21 protein-coding genes are annotated in these 23,366 nt (G+C 67.9%); 7 read left to right on the top strand and 14 right to left on the bottom strand.

Annotated features, from left to right (window positions below; translation table 11 throughout):
- Positions 1 to 37 precede the first annotated feature (37 nt).
- Positions 38 to 766 (top strand): protein-L-isoaspartate O-methyltransferase family protein, encoded by a 729-nt coding sequence (locus Hhyl6_RS06825; protein WP_483738460.1) that lies wholly within the window; start codon positions 38 to 40, stop codon positions 764 to 766.
- Here Hhyl6_RS06825 and Hhyl6_RS06830 read toward each other — a convergent pair.
- Entirely contained in the window at positions 763 to 1,206 is a 444-nt protein-coding gene (locus Hhyl6_RS06830) for a carboxypeptidase-like regulatory domain-containing protein (RefSeq protein ID WP_483738461.1), read from the bottom strand. The genes Hhyl6_RS06825 and Hhyl6_RS06830 overlap by 4 nt on opposite strands.
- 75 nt (positions 1,207 to 1,281) lie before the next feature.
- On the opposite strand from Hhyl6_RS06830, the gene Hhyl6_RS06835 reads away from it, so the two are divergent.
- The 4 genes from Hhyl6_RS06835 to Hhyl6_RS06850 all read left to right on the top strand — a co-directional run bounded on the left by Hhyl6_RS06835 (position 1,282) and on the right by Hhyl6_RS06850 (position 4,270).
- Entirely contained in the window at positions 1,282 to 2,346 is a 1,065-nt protein-coding gene (locus Hhyl6_RS06835; protein WP_483738462.1) for an ATP-binding protein, read from the top strand.
- Between the two features lie 21 nt (positions 2,347 to 2,367).
- On the top strand, positions 2,368 to 2,763 hold the full coding sequence (locus Hhyl6_RS06840) for a CrcB family protein (RefSeq protein WP_483738463.1): 396 nt from the start codon (positions 2,368 to 2,370) through the stop codon (positions 2,761 to 2,763).
- Positions 2,760 to 3,104, top strand: a complete 345-nt coding sequence (locus Hhyl6_RS06845; protein ID WP_483738464.1) for a fluoride efflux transporter FluC — start codon at positions 2,760 to 2,762, stop codon at positions 3,102 to 3,104. The genes Hhyl6_RS06840 and Hhyl6_RS06845 overlap by 4 nt, the downstream gene beginning before the upstream one ends.
- Before the next feature lie 62 nt (positions 3,105 to 3,166).
- Positions 3,167 to 4,270: an aminotransferase class V-fold PLP-dependent enzyme gene (locus Hhyl6_RS06850; protein WP_483738465.1), complete on the top strand. Its 1,104-nt coding sequence runs from the start codon at positions 3,167 to 3,169 to the stop codon at positions 4,268 to 4,270.
- 27 nt (positions 4,271 to 4,297) lie between these two features.
- Here Hhyl6_RS06850 and Hhyl6_RS06855 read toward each other — a convergent pair whose 3' ends face one another.
- Entirely contained in the window at positions 4,298 to 5,047 is a 750-nt protein-coding gene (locus Hhyl6_RS06855; protein ID WP_483738466.1) for a hypothetical protein, read from the bottom strand.
- Positions 5,044 to 5,790 (bottom strand): hypothetical protein, encoded by a 747-nt coding sequence (locus Hhyl6_RS06860; protein WP_483738467.1) that lies wholly within the window; start codon positions 5,788 to 5,790, stop codon positions 5,044 to 5,046. The genes Hhyl6_RS06855 and Hhyl6_RS06860 overlap by 4 nt, the downstream gene beginning before the upstream one ends.
- Before the next feature lie 106 nt (positions 5,791 to 5,896).
- On the opposite strand from Hhyl6_RS06860, the gene Hhyl6_RS06865 reads away from it, so the two are divergent.
- On the top strand, positions 5,897 to 7,270 hold the full coding sequence (locus tag Hhyl6_RS06865; RefSeq protein ID WP_483739681.1) for an eIF2B alpha/beta/delta subunit family protein: 1,374 nt from the start codon (positions 5,897 to 5,899) through the stop codon (positions 7,268 to 7,270).
- 9 nt (positions 7,271 to 7,279) lie between these two features.
- On the opposite strand, the gene Hhyl6_RS06870 is transcribed toward Hhyl6_RS06865, so the two are convergent.
- From Hhyl6_RS06870 to Hhyl6_RS06900, 7 genes are all read right to left on the bottom strand, one after another.
- A complete protein-coding gene (locus Hhyl6_RS06870; protein ID WP_483738468.1) occupies positions 7,280 to 7,921 on the bottom strand; it encodes a cyclase family protein in 642 nt (213 codons plus the stop codon).
- A 39-nt stretch (positions 7,922 to 7,960) separates the two neighbouring features.
- Complete coding sequence (locus Hhyl6_RS06875; RefSeq protein WP_483738469.1) at positions 7,961 to 8,707, bottom strand: MBL fold metallo-hydrolase; 747 nt, start codon at positions 8,705 to 8,707, stop codon at positions 7,961 to 7,963.
- 58 nt (positions 8,708 to 8,765) lie between these two features.
- On the bottom strand, positions 8,766 to 9,806 hold the full coding sequence (locus Hhyl6_RS06880; RefSeq protein WP_483738470.1) for an AbrB/MazE/SpoVT family DNA-binding domain-containing protein: 1,041 nt from the start codon (positions 9,804 to 9,806) through the stop codon (positions 8,766 to 8,768).
- 109 nt (positions 9,807 to 9,915) lie between these two features.
- Positions 9,916 to 10,857 carry a phosphate ABC transporter ATP-binding protein PstB gene (gene pstB / locus Hhyl6_RS06885; RefSeq protein WP_483738471.1) on the bottom strand — a complete coding sequence of 314 codons (942 nt, stop codon included), beginning with the start codon at positions 10,855 to 10,857 and terminating at the stop codon, positions 9,916 to 9,918.
- Complete coding sequence (gene pstA, locus Hhyl6_RS06890; protein ID WP_483738472.1) at positions 10,850 to 13,501, bottom strand: phosphate ABC transporter permease PstA; 2,652 nt, start codon at positions 13,499 to 13,501, stop codon at positions 10,850 to 10,852. The genes pstB and pstA overlap by 8 nt, the downstream gene beginning before the upstream one ends.
- Positions 13,498 to 14,619, bottom strand: coding sequence for a phosphate ABC transporter permease subunit PstC (gene pstC / locus Hhyl6_RS06895; RefSeq protein ID WP_483738473.1), 1,122 nt, complete (start codon positions 14,617 to 14,619; stop codon positions 13,498 to 13,500). The genes pstA and pstC overlap by 4 nt, the downstream gene beginning before the upstream one ends.
- Positions 14,620 to 14,687: 68 nt before the next feature.
- Entirely contained in the window at positions 14,688 to 15,836 is a 1,149-nt protein-coding gene (locus tag Hhyl6_RS06900) for a substrate-binding domain-containing protein (protein WP_483738474.1), read from the bottom strand.
- A 1,198-nt stretch (positions 15,837 to 17,034) separates the two neighbouring features.
- On the opposite strand from Hhyl6_RS06900, the gene Hhyl6_RS06905 reads away from it, so the two are divergent.
- On the top strand, positions 17,035 to 18,165 hold the full coding sequence (locus tag Hhyl6_RS06905) for a PfkB family carbohydrate kinase (RefSeq protein ID WP_483738475.1): 1,131 nt from the start codon (positions 17,035 to 17,037) through the stop codon (positions 18,163 to 18,165).
- Positions 18,166 to 18,285: 120 nt separating this feature from the next.
- Here Hhyl6_RS06905 and Hhyl6_RS06910 read toward each other — a convergent pair whose 3' ends face one another.
- The 4 genes from Hhyl6_RS06910 to Hhyl6_RS06925 all read right to left on the bottom strand — a co-directional run bounded on the left by Hhyl6_RS06910 (position 18,286) and on the right by Hhyl6_RS06925 (position 23,248).
- The gene (locus Hhyl6_RS06910) at positions 18,286 to 19,323 is read right to left on the bottom strand and encodes an ABC transporter permease (RefSeq protein ID WP_483738476.1); all 1,038 of its coding nucleotides are present in this window, start codon (positions 19,321 to 19,323) and stop codon (positions 18,286 to 18,288) included.
- Positions 19,324 to 19,344: 21 nt separating this feature from the next.
- A complete protein-coding gene (locus tag Hhyl6_RS06915; protein WP_483738477.1) occupies positions 19,345 to 20,559 on the bottom strand; it encodes a sugar ABC transporter substrate-binding protein in 1,215 nt (404 codons plus the stop codon).
- A gap of 405 nt (positions 20,560 to 20,964) precedes the next feature.
- Positions 20,965 to 21,795 carry an ATP-binding cassette domain-containing protein gene (locus tag Hhyl6_RS06920; RefSeq protein ID WP_483738478.1) on the bottom strand — a complete coding sequence of 277 codons (831 nt, stop codon included), beginning with the start codon at positions 21,793 to 21,795 and terminating at the stop codon, positions 20,965 to 20,967.
- Between the two features lie 139 nt (positions 21,796 to 21,934).
- Positions 21,935 to 23,248, bottom strand: coding sequence for a nickel pincer cofactor-dependent isomerase, group 22 (locus Hhyl6_RS06925; RefSeq protein ID WP_483738479.1), 1,314 nt, complete (start codon positions 23,246 to 23,248; stop codon positions 21,935 to 21,937).
- Between the last annotated feature and the right edge of the window lie 118 nt (positions 23,249 to 23,366).

Consider the following 23,366-nt stretch of genomic DNA (forward strand, 5'->3'; position numbering starts at 1 on the left):
GCGCGTCATTCATATAGCTCCGGCCGGAACCTCGGGTATGGACCCCGCGGTACTGCGCGGCGACATGGTCGACAGCCTGCAACACGACAGCAAGGGCGTCGTCCAGAGCGCGTGGCTGTCGGCAGCGATGCGTGTGGTCCCGCGCGAGGCGTTCGTCGGCGAGCAACAGGCCTACGCCGACCGGCCGTTCGAGCGACTGGGAACGCGCGTACTCTCGCCCAGTACCGCCGCGCGTCTACTCGAAGCGCTGGCCCCCAGCGAGGACGACGACGTACTCGTCGTCGGGGCCGGCGTCGGCTACACCGCCGCCGTCCTCGCCGAACGTGTCGGTGCGGCCCGCGTGCAGGCCATCGACATCACCCGCCGCCTCGTCATCGAGGCCCGACAGAACCTCGCGAACGCGGGCTACGAGGGCGTCCTCGTGGACCGGCGGGACGGGGCCGACGGCCTCCCCGAGTACGCCCCCTACGACCGGATTCTCCTCGAAGCCGCCGCCGTCGAACCGCCGCGGGCCCTCGTCTCGCAACTGGCCGAGGACGGCCGACTGGTGATGCCGCTGGGGGCGAACCAGCAGACGCTCGCCACCGTCGACGCCCACGGCGAGGCCCAGCGACTCGGGAGCGTCGCCTTCCGGCCGATGCTCGTCGAGGGCGAACAGGCCGACACCGTCGAGCGCAACCGGACCCACCGCGAGGACCGAGAGCACGCCCGACGGAACGCCCAGTCCCGCACCGGATGGGAACAGGACTGGATAGACTGGGACTAGCCGGAGACCACCAGTAAGTCCGTGTTCGACCGGCTATCCTGATAGCTGCTGCTCGCGGGCGGTTTCACGTCGAACACCACCGTCCCCTCCTGCTGGTTCGCTCCCAGCGACGGCGACAGCGAGAGGGTGGCGTTGCCCGCCGCCCCCGTCTCGGCCGTCGCCACGCTGTCGAGCGTCGCCGTCCCGCTCTTGGCGACGACGGTGGCACCGGACACCGGGGCACCCTCGGGGTCGACGACGGTGACGGTCACCTCGCGCTCCCCGGGCGTCGTCACTTCCGGGTGGGGTTGCACGTCGACTTCCGTGACCTGCAACGTCTCGATGCCGGAGATGGTGCTCATCATCACGCTCAGGCAGGCGACGCCGACGACCAGCGCGATGACCAGTCGTATCGGCAGTCCCTCGATGGCGCGTTCGTCGCGCCACAGTGAGTCGGTCATACGACGGCGTGGCCACGGTATCGCACTTGAACCCTCGGACGGAGGTTCAAGTACGAACCGGCGGCCAGCGTCGGTATGGTCGTCATCGGACGAGCGGACGGGCGAGGGCCCACGGCGCGACTCGGCCACTACCGGGCACGGGACGGGAGCCACGGCGCGCCGGTGGACGTGGACCTCGACCGGCCACACGCGGGACTGGTCGTCGGCAAGCGCGGGTCGGGCAAGACGTACACGCTGGGCGTCCTGCTGGAGGGACTGGGCGACACCGAGGGTATAGCGCCCGTCGTCGCCGACCCCATGGGGGCGTTCGCCCCGCTGGCTGACGCCGACGTCGACGCGGCGGTACTCGAACCCCGGGTCCGGGCCGACGCCCTGGCCCCGCCGCTGTGGTGTTCCCTTCTCGGCCTCTCTTCGGAGAGCGGGGCGGGCGCGCTCGTCTGGCAGGCGGCGGCGTGTCGCGACACGCTCTCCGGGATGACCGCGTGGGTCGCGGAGAGCGACGCCGACCCGGTCGCGCGTCGGGCCGCGAGCAACCACCTCGCGCTGGCGGCGTCGTGGGGCGTGTTCGACCCGACAGGGCTGTCGGCCGAGCGCCTCTGTGACGGGCGCGTGACGGTCCTCGACCTCTCGGGCCTCGACCGCACACCCGCGAACGCCGTCCTCGCGGCCGTCGCCGGGTCGCTGTACGACGCGCGTGTGGCCGAGGAGACGTCACGACTCCCGTGGCTCCTCGTCGACGAGGCCCACGCGTTCACCGACGGCGTCGCGGCCCGGGCGCTCCGTCGGTTGCTGACGCGAGGCCGTCACCCCGGCGTCAGTTGCTGGCTGGCGACACAGCGGCCCAGCGCCCTGCCGTCGGTCGCCGCCTCGCAGGCCGACCTGCTGGTCGCCCATCGACTGACCAGCGAGGCGGACGTAGCGGCACTGGGAGAGGCACGGCCCACCTACCTCGACGGCGGCATCGAGCGGCGACTGCCCACGGAGACGGGGGCGGCGCTGGTCGTCGACGACGTCACGGAATCGGTCCACTACGTGCAGGTCAGAGAGCGGTGGACCCTGCACGGTGGCGAGAGTCCACGAGTCTCGGCCCGGTCGAGAGCAGACCGGGGACCCGCGCCCCACATCACAACTGACGAGTAGCGCCACCGCGAGGGACCGGTAATGACCGAGTCGCACGCCCTCTCGCGGGCCGAACCGCTCCTGCTCGTCGCGTTGGGTGGGTTCGTGGGGGCGATTATGCGCCACTCCGTCTCGATTGCGACGCCGGGGATGGGTACCGTCGACGGTGCGGTCGTCGGCACCCTCCTCGTCAACGTCGCCGGCAGTTTCGCGCTCGGGGTGTTGCTGTACGAAGCCCACCTCGCAGACGTCCTCTCCGCGGAGACGCGGCTGGTCCTCGGCACGGGCTTTCTCTCCTCGTTCACCACGTACAGCACGTTCGCCGTCCAGACCAGCGACCTCTCGCCGATGCTCGCGGTGGGGAACGTCGCGGCCAACTACGCGCTGGCGTTCCTCGGCGTCGTCCTCGGCCGCCTCGTCGCGAGGTGGGTGTCGTGAACCCCCTCCTGCTCGTCGGCCTCGGCGGGACGGCCGGTGCGCTGGGCCGCCACCTCGTCGGGGTCCGCCTCGAACGCGACCGGGCAGACACGCTGGCGGTGAACGTACTGGGGAGCGTCCTGCTGGGCGCGCTCGTCGCCGCACCGGTCGGCGAGTCGGTCGCGCTGATGGTCGGTACCGGGTTCTGCGGGGCGTTCACGACGTTCTCCTCGTTCGCCTTCGAGACGGTCCGGTTGGCGGAACTGGGACACCCCCGCGAGGCGGCGCTGTACGCGGGCGGGACGCTGGCGGTGTCGCTCGCCGGCGTCGCGCTGGGCGGGGCCGTCGCGACGGCGGTGTGAGCCCGCGCGAACCCGTCTCCGGCAGACCCAGTCCTCAAGGCGCCGGCGCGCGACCACCGGGTATGGACCCTTCGGAGCTTCGCGCGTCGATACCCGCGCTGGACCGCTGTACGTACTTCAACACGGGAGCGAGCGGCCCGAGTCCGCGCCCGGTCGTCGAGGCGGCGACCGGCTTTCTGGAGCGACACGCCTACGAAGCGCCCGCCGGAGCGGGACCGTACGCCGTCGCGTGGGACGCCATCGCCGCCGCACGGGAGGTGGCGGCCGACCACATCAGCGCCCGCCCGGAAGACGTGGCGTTCACCCGGAGCACCGCCGACGCCGTCAACCTCGTCGCGGGCGCAATCGACTGGCGACCCGGGGACGTGGTCGTGCGCACGGACCTCGAACACCCCGCCGGGACCCTGCCGTGGGACCGACTGGCAGACACCCACGGCGTCGAGGTGCGAGTGCTGGAGACCGAGGAGGGACGCCTCGACGTGGACGCGGTGAAAGACGCCGTCGCGGACGCCCGCCTCCTGACGATGAGTTCGCTGACGTGGACCCACGGCACTCGGTTGCCGGTCGGAGAGGTGGTAGATATCGCTCACGACGCCGGGGCTCAGGTGCTCGTAGACGCCGTCCAGTCGGTCGGCCAACACCCGGTCGACGTGACCGAGTGGGGCGCGGACTTCGTGGCGACGGCGGGCCACAAGTGGCTGTTGGGCGTCTGGGGTGCCGGGATGCTGTACGTCGACCCGGCGGCCCACGACCGTCTCCAGCAGACCCGCATCGGCTACCGGAGCGTCGAGGACCCGGCCGCGGAGCAGTACGCGTACCACGAGGGGGCCAGACGGTTCGAAGTGGGGACCACCTCGCCAGCGCCGTACGTGGCCCTCGCCGAGGCCATCGAGACGATGGAGGCGGTGGGGCTGGACACCGTCCAGTCGCGGGTCGCGCAGTTGACCGACCGCCTGAAGGCCGGCCTCGGCGACCGACTGCTGAGTCCCGAGGGCTACGAGTCCGGTCTCGTCACGTTCACCGCCGAAGACCCCGAGGCGACCGTCGAACGCCTCGCCGCGGAGGGTATCGTCGTCCGTTCGCTCCCGCACCCCGAGGCCGTCCGGGCCTCCGTCCACGCGTTCAACACCGTCGGCGACGTGGACCGCCTGCTGGACGCGCTGTAGTCCGCGGTCGGACGGCGAGCGGGTCGGTCAGCGCGGACCGTGGGCGACGGTCAGCTCTCCGAGGTTCCGTACCCGGACCACCGGCGCCACGACGGCACGCAGTGCGCCGACGGCCGTCTCGACGGCGGGCGGAACGGCCGCGAGCGATTCGGGGTCGCCCGAGCCGTCAGCGTGCGTCCCGTCTCCGCTCCGCTCGCGGTTAGTCCGCGTCTCGACAGTCGCCGTGTGGGCCGGCAGTTCGAGCGTCAGCGTCTCGCCGGGCGGGACGCGGTGGCAGTCGTCCCCGACGGCGACGCGGGCCGCCACGCCGACCGGTGAGACAGACGGGACGTGCACGTTGAGCGGCGCGGCCAATCGGACCGCACGGGTGGCTCGATAGTCGGGCGTCAGTCCCCTCGGGAGCCATCGAACCGTCTCGTCCCGGGCGGGGAGCGCCGTCGAGAGTCGGTCGCCGGACCCGTCCACGCCGGCGGCGTCCCGGACGACGACGGCCGCGTCGTCGAGCAGTGCCCGGTCGGCCGCCGTCAGCGGTCCGTACGGGTCGGTGACCAGCCGGGCGCTTTCGGCCGCGACCCGGTAGGGCGGCGCCCCGTCGACGTGTAGCGTGCGGAGAGTCGCGTCGGCGGGCGCGTCGACGTCGAACTCGGTGGCGACCTCGACCACACGCGTCGTGGTATCCGAGGAGTCTGTCCCCTCGACGCCGAGCAGCGAACGTCCGCCGAGGACACCCCCGGCCCGGACGACGTCGCGCCGAGTCGCGACCGGGTCGTCGCTCATCGCTCGCCTCCGAAGACGGCCTCGGCCGTTCGCCGGACCGCCATCTTCGTGCAGATGGTGTAGTTCGGGTCGTATCCCCGGAAGTGCGGGCGACCGTTGGCACAGGCCCCGTGGGCGGCGTGACTGTCGTGGTACGTGACGGCCATCGGTGACACTTCGCCCGAAGGGTAGACCACGCCGGTGTCGTGTTCGTGCATGTGACTGCCGCGCTCAACTAGCACGCTGGTCGTCGCCACGTGGCGGTAGCCGATGAAGGCGTGCCCCATCTCCTGTTTGGTGAACGCCTCGACGCGGGCCGCGTCCTCGGACGCCGTTCCCACGACCATCCGGGCGTTCGAGGTGAACGCGAGTTCCCCGAGTTCGTCGGCGCTGAACCCGCCTCCGCCGTCGAACCCGTCGGCGACGCCGTAGTGCAGTCCCCGAGCGCCGTACAGTTCCGGGTGGCGCTCCGTGTACGCCTCGAAGGCGTCCACGAACGCCGCCTTCGTCGCGTCGCCGTACTCGCTCCCGCCGTCGTCGGCCACGAACGGCTCTCCCTCGGCCAGCGTGAACGCCGCGTAACCGCCCAGCGCGCCGAACTCCACGAACTGTTCGAGACCGTCCACCACCGCCTCGGCCACCGGCCCGCCGTCCAGCCACTCGTCGTACACGGCGTCGTCGTAGGGGTAGAGGAACACGACGGCGCGGGGACGATGCCCGAACTCGCCGGCCAACAGGTCGAAGTGCGGGGTCGTGTCTGCCACGCCGGTACAGACGGCCCGAGCAATCATATAGACTCGCCGTCACGTTCGGGTGGATGACTCGGGACCGACCTGCGGTTTGATTGCCGACGACACCGACGATACGAGCATGGACGAACGGGCAGTCGTCACCGCGTTCCTCCGCGACGACGGCGCGGTGTTGCTCCTCCGCCGAAGCGACGCCGTCGGGTCGTATCAGGGTCGGTGGGGCGGCGTCGCCGGACACGTCGCAGACGACGAGCGGGGGCGCGAGCGAAGCGAGAGGCCCCGGGACAGCGAACGGCGAACGGAAGCGAGCCGTGAGCGACGCGACAGAGAACCGGAGGCGGCGGCGCGCGCCGAGATAGCCGAGGAGACGGGACTGGCCGACGGCGTGGCCCTCGTCACCGTCGGCGACCCGTTCCCCGTCGAGGACGCAGAGCGGGACACCCGGTGGCTCGTCCACCCGTTCCTGTTCGAGTGCGACTCGCGGGCGGTCGAGACGAACGAGGAGACGACAGAGACGGCGTGGGTCCACCCACCCGAGATACTGCGCCGCGAGACGGTGCCGCGTCTCTGGACCTCCTACGACCGGGTGCGGCCCCGCGTGGCGACCATTCGGGACGACCGGACCCACGGGTCGGCGTGGCTCTCGGTGCGCGCACTGGAAGTCATGCGGGACGAGGCCGCACTCGCCGCGACGGGGCGACACGACGAACTGGAGGTCGCCGAACGCGACGGCGACGACTGGGCGGCGCTCGCGGCACTCGCGCGGCGACTCCGGGACGCCCGACCCTCGATGGCCGTCCTCGAAAACCGGGTCAACAGGGCGATGCAGGCCGCGAACGACGACCGGACGCCAGAGTCGGTAGAGCGGTCCACTCGCGGCACCATCGAGCGGTCTGTGGCCGCCGACCGCGACGCGGCCGAACTGGCCGCCGAGACGCTTCCGGGCAGGGTGGCGACGCTCTCTCGGTCCGGCACCGTCGAGCGCGCGGTTCGCACGGCGGCCCCGGAGGCGGTGCTGGTCGCGGAGTCACGACCCGGCGGCGAGGGCGTCGGCGTCGCCGAGTCGCTGGCCGACGCGACGGCGGTGACGCTGACCACCGACGCGGCGTTCGCCTTCGAACTGGCCGAGTGGGGGGCCGAGGCGGTCCTCGTCGGGGCCGACCGCATCCTCCCAGACGGGCGCGTCGTCAACAAGGCCGGGACCCGCGCGGCGGCGCTGGCGGCGGCGGAAGCGGGCGCGGACTGTCTGGTGGTCGCGGCGAGCGAGAAGATTGCGGCGACGGCCGACTACGACCTCGAACCCCGCGACGCCGCGGAAGTGTACGACGGCGACGCCGACCTCTCGGTGGCGAACCCGACCTTCGACGTGACGCCCGCCGACGCGGTGACGGCCGTCGTGACCGAGACGGGGCGACTGGACGCCGACGAGGTCCGCGCCGTCGCCGCCGCCCACCGCGAGTGGGCCGCGTGGGACGAGAAAAGTGAGAGCGAGTGATGCCGCGCGTCAGTCGTAGCGGGCCACCGCCCGGACCGGCGCGCCGTCACCGCCGGCGAGTTTCAGCGGCATCGCCAGCAGTTCGAACCGGTCGGGGAGACCCGCGAGGTTCGTGAGGTTCTCGACGACGAGACGGTCGTTCCCCAGCAGTGCGTGGTGAGCCTGAAACCCCTCGGGTTCGTCACCGGTCGCCGCGTCGGTGGGCGTGGGGTCGACGTTCAGCGCGTCTATCGCCACGTCGTAGCCGTGCTCGACGCAGTGGCGGGCGGCGGCGGGCGTGAGGAACGGATGCTCGAAGTACGCCGGGTCGCCCCAGTGGGCGTCCCACCCGGTGTGGAGCACCACGGCGTCGGCGTCGGCCGTCGGGAGGTCCGCCGGGCGGATTCGAGCGCGGGGGTCACGCCCCGTCAGGTCCACGAGGCGGGCGTCCCACGCGAACCGGGAGACGGCGAAATCGTCGAGGGCACGGCCGTCGGCCTCCGTGTGACTCGGCGCGTCGACGTGCGTGCCGGTGTGACTGCCGCAGTCCACGCTGGAGACGCGGTAGCCGTCGGCGTCGATGGTCGCGTGGGGCGAGACGGACACCGGCGGGTCGCCGGGGAAGACGGGCATCCCCGACCGAATCTGGTGTGAGAGGTCTGCGTAGGGCACGGTGAGAGTGGGCGGGCCGGGGGCAAACGTCTGGCGGCGTCAGTTCTCGTCCAGAACGACGGGGACGCTGGCCTCGGCAACGTCGGCGGCGAACTCGCGGGAGTCGGTTTCGAGGGTCGAGAAGGTGTTGTAGTGGACGGGGAGGACGAGACGCGGGTCCATCGTGGCGGCGAGTGCGGCGGCCTCGTGGCGGTCCATCGTCGCCCGCGGGCCGATGGGAGGGCAGAACACGGAGGTAGAGAGCGTTCGGTGGCCCGGCAGGACGTCGCTGTCGCCGGGGTAGTAGACGCGGGTGCCGTTCACCTCGACCATGAACCCGCACCCGAAGCCCTCGGGGTGGTAGGGCGTGCCGTCGGGGCGCGTGTGCGGGCCGTCGGGTTCGTTGTGGGCCGGCGACGACCAGACGTCCACCTCGCCGACGGTCAGGTGGGTCTTCGCGTCCACCTGTCGCACCTCGTAGGGTAGGTCCACGATGGGCGAGAGGTCCCGTTCGACGTCACGACCGTCGATACCCTCGAAGGCAACTATCGTCGTCCCCTCGTTGGCGACTCGCTCGATGCCGTCGGGGTCGTAGTGGTGGACGTGGGTGACACAGACGACGTCGGCGTCTTCGGGGCGGTAGTCGGTACTCGGCGGGTGACCGACGCCGTCCGCGTACGGTTCCCACTCACCGGTCAGGACGCCGTACCGTCCCGGGTCGGTGTAGACGACGGTGTCCTCGCCGGCGACGCGGATGGTCGCGTACCCCAACCAGTCGAGGGTCACCCCCTCGTGGTGTACGGTCATCACCTGGCGTACGTACCGCGACGGGGATAAGTCGGCGGTTTCGGCGCGTCGACCTGCCTCACTCCGCGAGTTGGCCGTCGACGGCCGTCTCGACCGACCGCTCGCCCAGTTCGCCCTCGCGGATAGCCGTCCGGAGGGCGAGTTCGGCGACGTTCCCGCCGTGTTCGGCGGTGCGAGCGACGCTGTCGAGGACCGTCGTCAGGCGATACGCGGCGGTCGTGGACTCGAACAGGCGGCGGTCGAGCGCTTCGACGTCGTCTCGTAGGGCGTCCCGAGCGTGCAGCGCCTGCCGGGCCGACTCGACGCCCGCGTCCCCGACTATCGCCCGGACCGCGTCCTCGACGATGGAACGTGCCGTCGAGGCGAGGTCGGTTATCGCCTCGGTCGCCGCGTCGTCCGTGTCGCCAAGTTTCTCGGCCGTCGCGGCGATGCGCTCGGCGTGGTCGGCCACGCGCTCGAGTTCCCGGGCGGTGACCCAGCAGACGAACAGTTCGGAGCGGGTCAGGCCGAGCGCGTCCATCTCGTCGAGACGGGCCAGTCCGCGCTCGAAGTAGCGGTCGACCATGGCGTACAGGCGGTCGGCTTGGTCGTCCCTGTCGGCGGGGTTGTCCACCGTCGTCGGCCCGGTCAGGGCGGCCGTCGCGTCGCGGTGCATCGACAGCGCGACGAACTGGAGCTGTCGAACCGACTGACGGATGGACACCTCGCTCGCGTCCAGTAGCGTCCGGACCGTCATCGTCGTGTCCGTCGACTCGGTGACGCTGACGCCCGTCAGCGTCCGGGCGACCCGCTCGACGGCGCGCCGTTGCTCGTCGCTGAACCCGGCCGGCGCGTCGAACGCCAGTACTTCGACGCCCGCGGCGTATGCCGCGCGGAGGGCGCGTTCGATACACGTCGGGTCGGCGTGCGGGACCGTCAGGGTGAGACGACCCGTCGCCTCCCGCTCTCGTTCCTGTGCCTGAACGACGAGGGCGCCGTCGATGTGCGTGTGGAGGCCGACGACCGACCCCGTCTCGATGTCCGCCGCCTCTGCCCACTCCTTCGGGAGCGAGACGGTGTACGTGCCGCCGCCGACCTGCTGTATCTTGCGTGTTTCCATCGGTCGCGTGTGTCGTGGTAGTCACACCCACACTGTGGGCGGAAGCCTCGCGTGGGGAGCGATGCCGTCGCGGCCGACGCGCCGCCGCCCGGCGGACCGGCCCGATGGATTACCCGAACTTCCCGGTGATGTAGTCCTCGACGCGCTGGCTCTCGGGATTCTCGAATATCTTGTCGGTGTCGTCGTACTCGACGAGTTCGCCGCCGGTGAGGAAGACGGCCGTCTGGTCGGAGATGCGGGCCGCCTGCTGCATGTTGTGGGTGACGATGACGACGGTGTACTCCTTCGAGAGTTCCTCCACGAGGTCCTCTATCTTCGAGGTGGCGATGGGGTCCAGCGCCGACGCCGGTTCGTCCATCAGGATGACCTCGGGGTCGACGGCCAGACAGCGCGCGATACAGAGGCGCTGTTGCTGACCGCCCGAGAGACCGAGCGCGTTGTCGCCCAGTCGGTCCTTGACCTCGTCCCACAGCGCCGCCTGCTTCAGCGAACGCTCGACGAGTTCGGTCTCCCGTTCGGTGTCGTCCCGGCCGAACAGGCGGGCGAGCAGGCCCTTCTCGATGTCGCCGTGTTTGCGCGGGCCGTAGGAGATGTTCTCCCGGACGGACTTCGGGAAGGGGTTCGGCGACTGGAACACCATCCCGACGCGCTTGCGCAGTTCCACGAGGTTCGCGTTCGAGTCGTAGATTTCCGTCCCTTCGAGTTCGACCGACCCGTCGACGCGGGCGGCCTTGATGCGGTCGTTCATCCGGTTGAGACACCGCAGGTACGTCGACTTCCCACAGCCCGAGGGGCCGACGAGCGCCGTCACGGAGTTCTCGGGGATGTCCATCGAGACGTCCTTCAGCGCGTGGTCGTCGCCGTACCAGACGTTCAGGTCTTCGACCGAGAGTTTCGGTTCGCCGGCGAAGTCGAAGTCGGTCCACGCCTCGCGGACGCGCTCGTCACTCTCGCCGGCCGTCGTGACGCTGTCGCCGGTCGTCACGGCATCGCCGGACAACTGGCTGTCTATTCCGCTCTCGGTCTCGTCGTCGTTGATCGCGTTACTCATAGTTCAGTTTCCTCCGGAAGTAGGTTCGTGCGGTGATACCCACCGCGTAGAAGGTCAGTACGACTAGCAACAGCAGGAACGCCGTCGCCCACCCCATCGACGGGGACCCGCTGACGCCGGCAGCGATGACCGCCCACACCTGCGTCGGTAGCGACGCCGACACCGACAGCAGCGCCTCGTTGGCGACGAACGGCGGTTGAGCGGTGAACCGGAACCCGCCGAGCACGTCGACGGCGGTCGAGGAGTTCAGCGTCGACCCCAGCACGAGGATGAGCGGGGCCGTCTCGCCGGCGATGCGGCCGACGCCGAGGATGACGCCGGTGATGACGCCGGGCATCGCCGCCGGCAGGACGACGCTCCGGATGGTCTGCCACCGGGAGACGCCCAGCGCGGCGCTCGCGTCGCGGTACTCGTCGGGGACGGCCTTGATTGCCTCCCGGGAGGTGATGAGCACCAGCGGGAGGAGCATGAACCCGAGGACGAGCATCCCGGCCATGAGCGACGTGTCGCCGCCCAGACGGGGGATGAGGAACGCCGCACCGAACAGGCCGAAGACGATGCTCGGGGTGGACCACAACGCGTTGGTCGCTATCTCGACCAGCGCGGTGAACCGCCCCTGCGCTGCGTACTCGGTGAGGAACACGGCCGCGCCGACGCCGAGCGGCACCGCGAAGAGCGACGCGCCGACGACCAGCCACACCGTGCCGACGATGGCCGGCATGACGCCGCCGGGTTCGGCCCCCAGCGGGATGTACGCCTGCATCACCATCGGGAACGAGAGCGTGCCCTCGTTGGCGACGGAGATACCGAGCACGGTGAACGACACCTTCGTCACCGCGACGTGGAGGCCGAGCAGCGCGAGGTAGCCCGCCGTGGCGGCCAAGCCCAGCGAGAGTTCCTCGCCGAGCAGTCGCCGCTGGAGGGTCTCGTCGCTGGTCCGCTTCGCGGCCGCGACGAGGGTCGTGACGGCTACGGAGACCACCGCACCGGCCAGCGCGACGGCCGGGACGAGGTCGACCGGGCCGACGCTCGGTCGGGCCGCCGCGGGCGCTTGGAGGAATAGCGAGGCGGTCAGGAGCGCGAGGCCGCCGAACACGCCGACGGTGAACAGCGTGGCCCGGTCCTGCGCGCGGTCCGCGAGGCTCCCGTCGCCGACGAGGACGCCGGCCAGCGGGAGGACCGCGAGTCCCGCGGCGCCGACGGCGCCGAGGCCCACGGCCGCCAGTCCGACGGTCCCGCCCAGCGGAAGGCTCAGTGGGGACGGGCCGGCCAAGGCGAAGCCCCCGGTCAGCGCGACGAGCGTCGCGACGGCCAGCGGGACGGTCCGGCGGACCGCTTCGAGTCGCTCGAACCGCGTCCCGACGTTCCTGAGCGTGCCGTAGCGACGGACGAAGTACGCGAACAGGAGGAGGGCCGGTGCGGTCAGCAAGAGCGCGCCGACCGTGGGTTCTGGCGTCACCGCGACGCTCGTGTCGAGGACCTTGGGCTGGCGGTTGACCTGCACGGTGTAGGTGAACGGGTAGGCGAGTCGGTCGCCGGTCAGCGGCACCGACAGCAGGACGGCGGCGAGCGACCCGACGGCCGCAAGCGGCAGGACGCGGAACAGCTGTCTGGCCCCGCCGTGCCAGTCGTCCGTCCCCGCGGGCGTGCGGGCCGCCTCGACGACGAGGAAGAGGAGCGGGGCCAGAAGCGCCAGCGCCGACAGCGCGCCGATAGAGAAGCCGTGGAACGCGTAGCCGACGCCCTTGACCGTCACGAACACGACGATGGTCAGCATGACGGCGACCATCAGGAACGCGGTGAGGTTGACGACGAGGAAGGCACCGTACTCCCGGCCGCGCGCGCCGAACCCGGCGCGACACTTCGCGGCCGACCACGCCGAGAGGACGCTCCCGAACAGGACGAACAGCGGGATGACCGCGCCGCCGGTGAACCCGCCCGAGATGGTCTGTGGGTTCCACTGCCAGCCGACGCCGACGGCCGCCGTGGCGATGGTGACGCCGAGCGCACCGACGACGAGGGCCGCGGGGAGCGTCGACCCGAGGTCCTCGCGCGGGACGACCGTCAGCGCCGCCAGCGTCGCACCGACGGTCAGCGAGACGACGACCCACAGCAGGGAGTCGAAGCCCACGAGCGTCCCGCCGACGGTGGCCCCGACGAAGAGGCCGACGACGGCGAAGACGGCCCCCGCGAGGAGGCCGGCGCTCGTGTTCGGGTCGGTGTCCACGACGTGTATCGCCGAGACGACGCCGGCGGTGGCGATGGCGACGGCTTCGACGACCAGGACGAGGCCGAGCAACGTCGCCAGCGACACGGGGAGCGCGTAGGCGGCGACGGTCAGTGCGAGCGTGCCGACGACGAGTCCGAGCGCGATGCCGCGGACCCGCCGTGAACTGACCGGTGTGACGTTGGCCCACGAGGAGACGCCGGCGACGCCGACGCCGCCGACGACGACGGCCAAGAGCGTCAGCATCGACGACCCCAGCGCCGTACCGCGTGCCGCCAGCGGGACGGCGTCGACGAGGGTGACCATCCCGAGCGTGAACCCGACGACGCTGAGCGCGATTGCGCCGTCGAGGCCGCGGTCGTAGACGTTCGAGTCGGCGTTCACCAGCGCGCTCTCGCCGGCGTAGGCGTCGCTCATCGTTGCCCCCGTAGCTGTTGGCGCATGCGTTGCTCGATGTACTGCGAGACGACGCTCATCCCGGCGACGATGACGAACAGCAGCACGCCGGCCACGAACAGCACGTCGATGGTGCTCTCCGAGGCGCTCCCGTACTGCGTGGCGATGAGGCTGGTCAGGGTCGCGTTGGCGTCGAAGACGTCGAACAGCGGGTTGGCGAACTGCGTCCCCGAGGCCATGATGGCGGCCACGGCCATCGTCTCGCCGATGGCCCGACCGAGGCCGAGGATGACCGCCGCGGAGATGCCCGAGAACGCGGCCGGGATGGAGATGCTCTTCATCGTCTGCCAGCGGGTCGCGCCGACGGCGATAGAGCCGTCACCCATCGCGTCGGGGACGCTCGAGAGGGCGTCCTCGCCGACGGAGACGACCGTCGGCAGGGCCATCAGCCCCACGACGACGCCCGCGATGAGGAAACTCGCGCCGTCGTCGAGGAACGAGTTCTGGACGAACCCGTTCAGGACTTGGAAGCCGATGAACCCGTAGACGATGGAGGGGATACCGGCCAGCACCTCCACGCCGGGCTTGATGACCTCGCGCAGGCCGTCGCTCGCGATTTCGGCGATGAACAGCGCGCCGAACAACCCGAGGGGACCGGCGACGGCGCCGGCGATGACGGTGACGACCACCGTGGCCCAAATCATCGGAATCAGCGAGTACGCCCCGCCTGACGGGTTCCAGTACGTCGAATCGCTCGGAAGCACGCCCTCCAACCAGAAGAACCAGCGGGCCTCCCCGCCCCGTTCGGGGATGAGGAGCAACCCGAGGCCGTGTTCGAGGACCGCGGGGAGCGCGCTCGCGAACAGGAATATCGTGATGAACGTGACCGTCAACACCGTCAGCACGGTGGCGACCAACGTCAACAGTCGTGCTATCTCGGCCTGGTACGTGACCCAACCGACGGCGGTCACGAAGATGAACGCGCCGACCATCGGCACCGCCAGCACCGGTCGGTACAGGAACACCAGAATCGTCGCGGCGAGCGTCGTCGCCGACGCGCCGACGGCCAGCAGTGACCCCTCTGTCGCGTCTCCGCCGAGTATCGTCTCTCGTGTGTTCGTCCGTACGTCGTCTATCATATCGTTGTATCAAAAATCGGTGATTTCGTCCGGGTGCCGTCCACCAACCGCACCCGCCGAACGCCGAGTTACGCCTGTTCGGGAAGCTTGTTCAGCTGCTCTTCCTGCCGGCGGCCGCCGAGCATGAAGTAGTTGTTCGGGGCGACGAACGTCTCCTGTCCGAAGTCCGAGAGGACCATGTTGATGACGGCGGCTTCCTTCTTCGAGGTGCCCTCCCACGTGTAGCAGTGCAGGTCCCGCGAGAGCGGGTACTCCTTCGAGTCGAGACCGTTCTGGTCGTCCTGGTACTTGTAGGTCGTCCCCTCCCACTCCAGCGCGACGGGGGCGAGGCCGTCCGTGTCGATGAACGCCAGCGCGAGGTAACTGATGGCGTTGTTGGCCTGCGCGATGGCCTGTGCGAGGCGCTGGTTCTGGCCGTAGCGGTTGGCGACGGAGGTGTCCTCCTCGGGGTTGCCGAAGACGTTCGAGACGAAGGACGTCCGGGTCCCGGAGCCTTTCACGCGGCCGAGGACCTGAATCTCGCGGTCCGGCCCGCCGAGTTCGCTCCAGTTTGTGATTTCGCCCTTGTAGAGGCCCTTGAGTTCGTCGCCGGTGATGCTCGTGACGCCGGCGTCGGCTATCTCCTGGGAGACGACCAGCGGTTGGCCGTCGACGCCGACCACGTGGTCGACGAACTGCTCGTAGGAGTCGCGGTCCGGGAGTTCGTCCTCGACGTTCCCCGAGGAGTTGCCGATGTCGTGCTGGCCGTTCATGACCTTCTCGACGCCGGTCCCGGAGTGCGAGAGGCCGACGGTGAACTGGAACGGCGGCCCGTCTTCGCCGCCCGCTTCGAAGCCGTAGAGGCCCGCCCAGTAGTCGGCGAGGTTCTCGTCCGTCTCGATGCCGTACTCGCCGTGGGGCCAGTACTCGGAGTCGCTGGCCGGCCGGTTGGCGTTCCAGTACGACGCCGCGGTGTTCATGATGGGGTACACCGTCGAGGAGCCACCCGCCTCGAGCGGGGAGATGGAACCGGACTCGCTCCCGCTGTCGGTGTTCTCCGTGGAACTGCCGCCGTCGGAGCTCTCCGTGGAACTGCCGCCGTCGGAACCGCCTCCGTCCGAGCTACCGCCGTCGCCGCTCGAACAACCCGCGATGGCTGCTGCACCCGTTACCCCTGTGGCCGCGATGAATTTGCGCCGCGAAACGCGGTCGGACAGCCGTTCTGAGTCCTGCGTCATCACCAGAAACAGGCGGAAGGAGTATTAAACTCGTTTATAATAGGGGTATTTTCGAGAAAGAGGAGTTCGGTTCCCTCTCGAGGGAGCGTACCGCTATGGTCGAATATAGAGCCGAACATAGCGTACATACACCGCGAAGACCGACACCGAGGGAGCCGTCACCGTGACGCTGCCGGAGAACTCCGGCGAACGCGAGCAGTCCGACTACCGTACCGGATGGACGGCAAGGAGCGCCCGGAGGCGTGGGTGTCCGACAACTATCGGGTACGCGCTGGGGGCCGGTGCGGTTTTTGCGGGCCGGCCACACGGCGTCGACTGAGATTCGGTCCCGACGGACGTGGCGACGGTCCAGCGAGCGTGACGGACGCCGGAACCGGGTGCTTTTCAACGCTGGATTGCTACACCCACGCGGTGGCGATGACGAAATGTTACCCCCGCAGAGCCCCTTGTGAAGATAGCTAACCCTGAGCCACCACTTCGATAGCGATACCGAGATTCGACCGCCGAGCAGTCCTCGTCGAGTGCCAGTTCCACGTAGCAGGTTCGCCGACCCAGTGGGCAGTAGTCGAATTAGCAGGACTGTGTCCGCCGGTCCGTTTGCAGTCACCACACGTCGCGTTCGGTCGGCGTCTGCGTCGATATCCGAGCCGAACCCTCTTTCAGCCACAGATAGATATCTTACTGCGTAAGTAATGGCCTGAAACGCGTATTTGAGCCTACATATTCAGATTTTGATAGTGGTTTTTAATATAGTGGGTCCGTAATATCGAAATTCACTCGGAGATGGCCACATATAGAGACAGAAATGGGATAGTATACCGGAGTCTGCGGTATCGAGGAGGCGTAAGCGTAATCGAGTCGTCAGACCATGCCGGTCGTTGAATAGGCGCGCCCACCCAGAGACATGCGAACCGCTCCAAGTCGGACCGCGACAGGCCCGGTTCCAGCGGTGTGACATAATCTTTTATACGGTGCCCAGATGTAACGCTATACATGCGTCCGTCAGCAGAGCTTCGGGTACCGGTAGTACTCGAGCCAAACGAATTCGACAACCGTCAAAGTACGTCGTGGTGCTCTGTCGAGACCGAGACACCGAGCAATCCGACAGCGCATCGGGCCGATAGCGTAGTGAGCCCCGCCAGCACTGCGAGAGGGGTCACCCGAGCACGAACGAACGCAGTCGATGGATGTGAAACGAATGTCGCCGACTAGCTACCCAGACTCCCAGACGCGTGACGCGGTGGTATCGTGCCGAGAGCATCTTCCTGCCGAACCGAGCGGTGGGGACGTGGTGTTCGGCTTCGACGGGTACGTCGACAACGTCCGACAGGCGGGGACGAACGCCGGCGCGTCAGACAGCGACCGCATCACCACGCTGAGCGAGTTCGGCGAGGAAATCGTGACGTCGGCGGCCGCCGATAGCTCGCTCGCCATCTCCTGGGAGCGCCTCGGGCAGCGAACCGGCGGACACGTCAGCCACCTGTCCCGCGCTTACCAGACCCTCGGGTTCGACCCGACGCTCCTAGGGATGTGTGGAGACCCGGTTCTGGACATCTTCGAACGGGAGTTCGAGGCGTCGACCATGTATTCGCTGGGCGACCCGGGAATCACCGACGCCATCGAGTTCGACGACGGGAAACTCATGCTGATGGAGAGTGGCGGCGCTGCGACGCTGGACTGGGAGACCATCGAGTCACGTGTCGGTATCGAGACGCTGGTCGAGGAACTCGACGGGGCGAAGCTACTCGGTATCGGCTACTGGGCGGTGATTCCCGAGATGGCGGGCATCCTCGACGGACTCCGCGAGACGGTCTTCCCGAAGCTAACAGACCCACCGGAACACGTCCTGCTCGACCCAGCCAACATCCGGGAAACCGACCCCGAGATAGTGGAATCCATCGTCACGGCGACGCGTCGCCTCGCCGACGAGGTCGAGGTGACAGTCTCGGCGAACCGCTACGAGACGAAAGAACTCGCGGCCGTACTCGGCGCTCACACGAGCGACGACATCGTCGACGACGCTCGCGTCGTGTTCGACTCGCTGGCCGTCGACCGATTCGTCGGCCACAGCGTGACGGCGTCCGTGGTCGTAAGCGACGAGGGGGCGACGAGCGTGAGCGTGGTTCCCGTCGAGTCCCCGGAGTTGACCACCAGCGCCGGCGACCACTTCAACGCTGGACTGTCCCTCGGACTCGTCGAGGGACTGCCCGAGGACGCCGCCGTCGTCCTCGGCAACGCGCTCGCTCGCGAGTTCGTCCGGACCGGAGAGACGCCGTCCTACGACGACGTCGTCTCGGCCGTCACGACCTACGACGCACAGTTCGAGTAGTACGCGAACCGTTCTTCAGTCGTCACCCTCGGCAGTAGGTCGAACACGGAGAGCTGCGAAGGCGTCTCACAGCCGAGAGTCGACGCGGTCAGTTTCGGGACGAAGATGGTTCGTCGGGGTTCAGAGGTCCGAGAGCAGTCGGCCCCGGAACCGCTGGACGAAGGTGTACAGCAGGATGGCTGCGAACAGCACGAGTCCGTTGATAGTCTGGACGATCTGCGGGTCGATGTTCAGCATCACGAGTCCGGCCGCGATGGTGCTGAGCAACAGGACCCCGCCGAGCGCGTTGAAGACGTTGCCTCGGCCGCCGAACAGGCTCACTCCACCGATAACGGCAGCGGTGAAGGCTGGGAACAGCTGTGCGGTTCCGAGCGTCGGCGTCGCCCCACCGTTGAACCCGGTCAGGAGCAGGCCACCCGTCGCGGCCAGCATCCCCGACAGCACGAAGACGGCGATGACGATGCGGTCCGTGTCGATGCCGGCTTCGGCGGACGACTCTTCGTCGCCACCGACTGCGTACACTGCTCGCCCGAATCGAGTCTTCACCAGGACGAACCACACCGTGACGAAGAGGGCGAGCATGAAGAGGACAGCGACGGGAACCGACTGTGGGAGCAGTCCGCCGAGCGAGACGTCTTCACCGCCTAGCCAGAGGTAGCTAGCTGGGAGGTCGTAGACGGACCGCGTCGACAGGACCAGAATCCCTCCCTCGAAGACGATGAGGGCCGACAGGGTCTGAAGGAACGGATTCACGTCGAACTTGGCGATGAAGAACCCGTTCATGAAGCCGATCGCCCCGCCGACTGCGAGGACGATTAGGATGCCCGCGACTCCCGGAATCGCCGGGAACCAACTCGTAAGGGCCAGTGCGGTGAACATCGACGAGAATCCCGCGACCGATCCGACCGAGAGGTCGAAGTTCCCGCTGATGAGGCAGATGGCCTCCGCGAGAGTGATGGCCCCGAGTCCCGCACTCGTGTACAGCAGGAACTCGATGTTCCGGTACTGGGTGAAGATCTCTGGGAGGAGTATCGAGAACACGATAAATGCCACTAACAGGATGGGCCAGATGAGATTGTCCAGCGCGAACAGCATCATCCGCGTCCGGTCCCCCTGGAGTTCAGAGATCGTCGAACTTACGTCGGATAGTGTACTCATCGTCTCTTCAGGTTGTTTGGCTTAGTTCGACCCCTCGATCTCTCGGTAGACGTTACCGTAGAGGTAGGAGGCGTCGGCATTGTCCTGAGTAATCGTCGCGTGCTGACACTTCAGCCACGGCCACCATGTGGTGTCCTCGGCTTCGTACTCAGTCATCTCGGCAGGGCCCCAGAACTGCTCAGCCCACGGCTGGATTCCCTCGACCGTCTTGTTCTGGATCGAGAGGCCCTCGCCGGGCGTGACCGTGTCACCCACCTGTGGGAGTGCACCCTCTCCGTTCTCGAGGTAGTCCCACATCAACTCGAGGGTCAGCGGTGCGTACATGTGAAGCGGCTGGTCGATCGCGAAATCGTAGTACCCGCTCCCGATCCGCTTGTTGAGTTCGGGACCGCCGTCGATACCGAAGGCCATGACGTGGTCCTCGCTGTCTTTCTTGTGGTACATGTCCATCTGCTTGAGTGCCGTCAGGGCACCCATCCCACTCCCGACGTTGTTGGAGTAGATGGCGTCGACGTCGGGGTTGGCCTGTAGCGCACTCTGTGTCTGTGGAGCAGAGTCTTCGGGCGTCCCGTCGCTCTCGATCCGGTTGACGACTTCGACGCTGTCCGGGATGTTCTCGGTGAACCCGAACAGGCGCGCCTGACTCGTCGTGGACTCGAAGTTGAAGACGCTCGTGATGACCTTCGGGTTCTCGATGCCCTTCTCGTCGATCATTTCTGTGAACCGCTCACCAGCGACCTGCCCGCCGGCGTACTGACCGAAGAGGGCACCCATGAGGATGTCCTCCGACAGCGTTGCGGTGTCGAAGTTCATCACTGGGATGTCGTCCTCGGTCGCCGCCTCGACGATCTTTCTCGACGCCTTGGCGTCGAAGGGGTTCAGCAGAATCCCGTCGAGTCCCTGGTTAATCGCGTTGATCGCGTCTTGGGTCTGCTTCGAGGCGTCGAATTCGGCGTCCAGAATCGTAATCTCGACGTCGTCACGGTCCCTCGTGTACCACTTCGCGGCCTGGCCTTGCACGAACAGGCCGGCCTGCCCCATCGACTTCATCGAAACCGCGAACCGCTGGGTGTCGCCGCTCGAACCGTCACTGCCGCCGTCGCCGGTCGAAGTCCCGCCACCCGAACCGCCGTCGCTGCCACCTGACTGGTCACCGTCGCCGCCGCTCGAACATCCGGCGAGACCGGCGATACCTGCTGCTCCGACTGCTCGAACAAGGTTGCGTCTACTAATCATGGTTTTTGATTGAGTTCCAACCCTACCTCTCGAGTAATAGTACTTAACGTTTTCGGCAAAGCGGCCGGCGAGGTCGAGGCGCGACAGGAGAGTATCCCTGCCTTCGGGGGCTTACGGGTCCCCGTTCTCGTGCACAACTGGGTTTCCCGGGACGCTCGACGGGAGAGAAAGACGTCTCCACTCGGGCCCGGATGCTGGAGTCGGTCACGCTGAACGCCGCCAGCCGGCGTCGAAAAGGCCCCGACGAGCGGGCCTCGAGAGTCCGCCTGACGAAGAGAGCGGTGGATAAAGCGATTGAAGGCGGAGCTATCGGAGGGCGTGGAAGCGATGGTGAGCGTGGCGTCGGGTGAGAGGGGACGCCACTGAGCTGGGATGGGACAGAACTGCCTCCTCACCCGAGAGAATTTAGGCTGTGGACGAACGCGACGAGGAAACGTCGGAACCATCACCGGCCAGTTCGTCGTCCGCGTCCTCGTTGGCGCGGTGCCCGGAGACCATCATGCTGACCACGTCGTCACGGGTGACGTCCGCGGCGTCGACCACGTCGACGATTCGACCCTGAAAGAGCACCGCGACGCGGTCGCTCATGGACAGGACTTCCTCGAGGTTGTGGTCGATGAGGATGACAGAGTGGCCGCTATCGCGCAACCGTTCGACGAGCTCTTCGACGTGCTCGACGGCTGCTTTCGAGAGTGCCGACGTCGGCTCGTCGAGCAGGACGATATCCGGGTCGGTAACCAGAGCGCGTCCGATGGCGACTGCCTGCCGTTCCCCACCGGAGAGGAATTCGACCGGCGTGTCCGGGTCGACGTGGATGTTGAGGTGCTCGCTCAGGATGCGGTCGGCCTCCTCGGCCATGTACTCCTGGTCGACGACTGGGACGAGTCCGCCGACCTTTTTCACCGGCATTCGGCCGAGGAAGAGGTTCTCCGCGACGGAGAGTTCGTCGACGAGCGCGAGGTCCTGATACACCGTCCCGACCCCGAGCTTTCGGGCGTGTTTCGGGCCGTCGATGGTGACCGGTTCACCGTTGAACCGTATCTCGCCGGCGTCCGGTTGGTGGATGCCGACGAGCGTCTTGATGAACGTCGACTTGCCGGCGCCGTTGTCGCCGACGAGCGAGAGGACTTCGTTGTCTTCGAGCGCGAGTGAAACGTCCGAGAGCGCCTCGACGGTGCCAAAGCGCTTCTTGACGTGTTCCACCTCGATCCGTGGATGTGAACTATCTGTGGTCATGGCTGGTGGGTATGGGTGATTCGGCCTGACACCATATCCCCACTACCAATATAAATAAATTTTGGTGAGGGAGTACGCGCCCCGTCCACAGCGTCGTCGCTCCGCCGTTTCTTTGCGGCCGTCGATGGACCGTGTGGCCTCACTCCCAGGGCATCGCGAGTTCGCCGTGCTCGTCAAACACCCACGGTCCGTCGTCGTGGACGCGGACGTCGTCTCGGTCGGCGAGTTCCTCGGCAACCGGTTCGGAGACCCACAGCTCACCGGGTTCCATCGTGTTCTGGATGCGGGCGACTCGGAGGTCGCTCGCGCTGGCGACGCCGGTCATCGACGCCGAGAGTACGAACGCCGTCGCGTCGCTCGGGACGACGAAGGGTAGTTTCGCCCGGTTCGTCTCGCCGCTGGTCACGATGTTGACGTACGTGTCCTCGAAGTCGACGGCCGACGCGAGGTCCTGATGGACGAGGTCGGCGAGACCCATGCCGAGGGCGTTTCCGTGTGAGGCCGGCGTCAGTGACCGCACGTAGATTCGAGTGATAGACGGCTCGTCGACCTCCGCCTGATTGTGGAACCTGACCCGACCGACGACGTTCGTATCCAGTCCAGTCCCGCTGATTTCCTTCCCCATCGCGTCGACGACGAGCAGGTCGAGGTCGTCGACCGGGAGTTCCGGGAAGAACTCCTTCGAGCGCTCCAGCAGTTTCGGCTCCGCTTCCAACAGGTCGGCGGCGGAGACGCCGTGAATCTCGGCTGCCTCCTCGGCGGCGTTCTCGATGATACCCACGCCGCCGACTATGGGTGTCTCCTCGACGAGGATACCGGCCCACTCCGGGATGACCTCGTGGAACCCGCGCTCGAGTGCGGCGTTGTGCATGTTGTCGGCACCGCGTTGTTTGCCCAGTCCGACGACGGCCATCTTACAGAGCCCGCTCTCGACGTCGCCCTGAAAGTCGGTGTGGAGTTTGATGCGGTTGACGAGCAGGACGGCGTCGGCTTCGAGCGCGTCTTCGGCGGCGTACACCGGCCGTCCGGTCGAGTCGGTTCCCACCTGTTCGACGTCGAGCGAGGACCGAATCTCACAGCCGAGTCGGTCGGGCGTGACGCCGAGCGTCGCGAGCGTCTCACGCTGGCCCTCCGGGGTCGCGCCGCCGTGACTGCCCATCGCGGGGAAGACGAACGGCTCGAACCCGCGCGACTGGAGCTCCGAAACGACGGCTTCGAGCACCTCTGGCATGACTTCGATACCTCTGCTCCCGGCGGTGATGCCGACGGAGCTCCCCGGTTCGAGTTCGTCGAGTTCGGGGATGTCGGTCACGGCGTCGATAGTTGCCGCCGTGACGTCCGAGACGGTGGGTTGGTCCCGGGTGCAACTGACACGGTAGGCGCGAGGAAGGTCGGCCACGTCGGCGTCGTTGGCCGCCTCCAAACGGGCACGGTCTGGAAACTCGAAGTCCATAGATACACGTACAAAAGCGAATCTGAACCTTAGGTTTTGTCCTCCCGGCCGAGCGGTCGAGTCTGTGCGAATGTTTCTTTACAGAGCACCGCGCCATACGGACCATGGACGACCACAG

This window comes from Haloarcula sp. H-hyl6 (assembly GCF_056934455.1).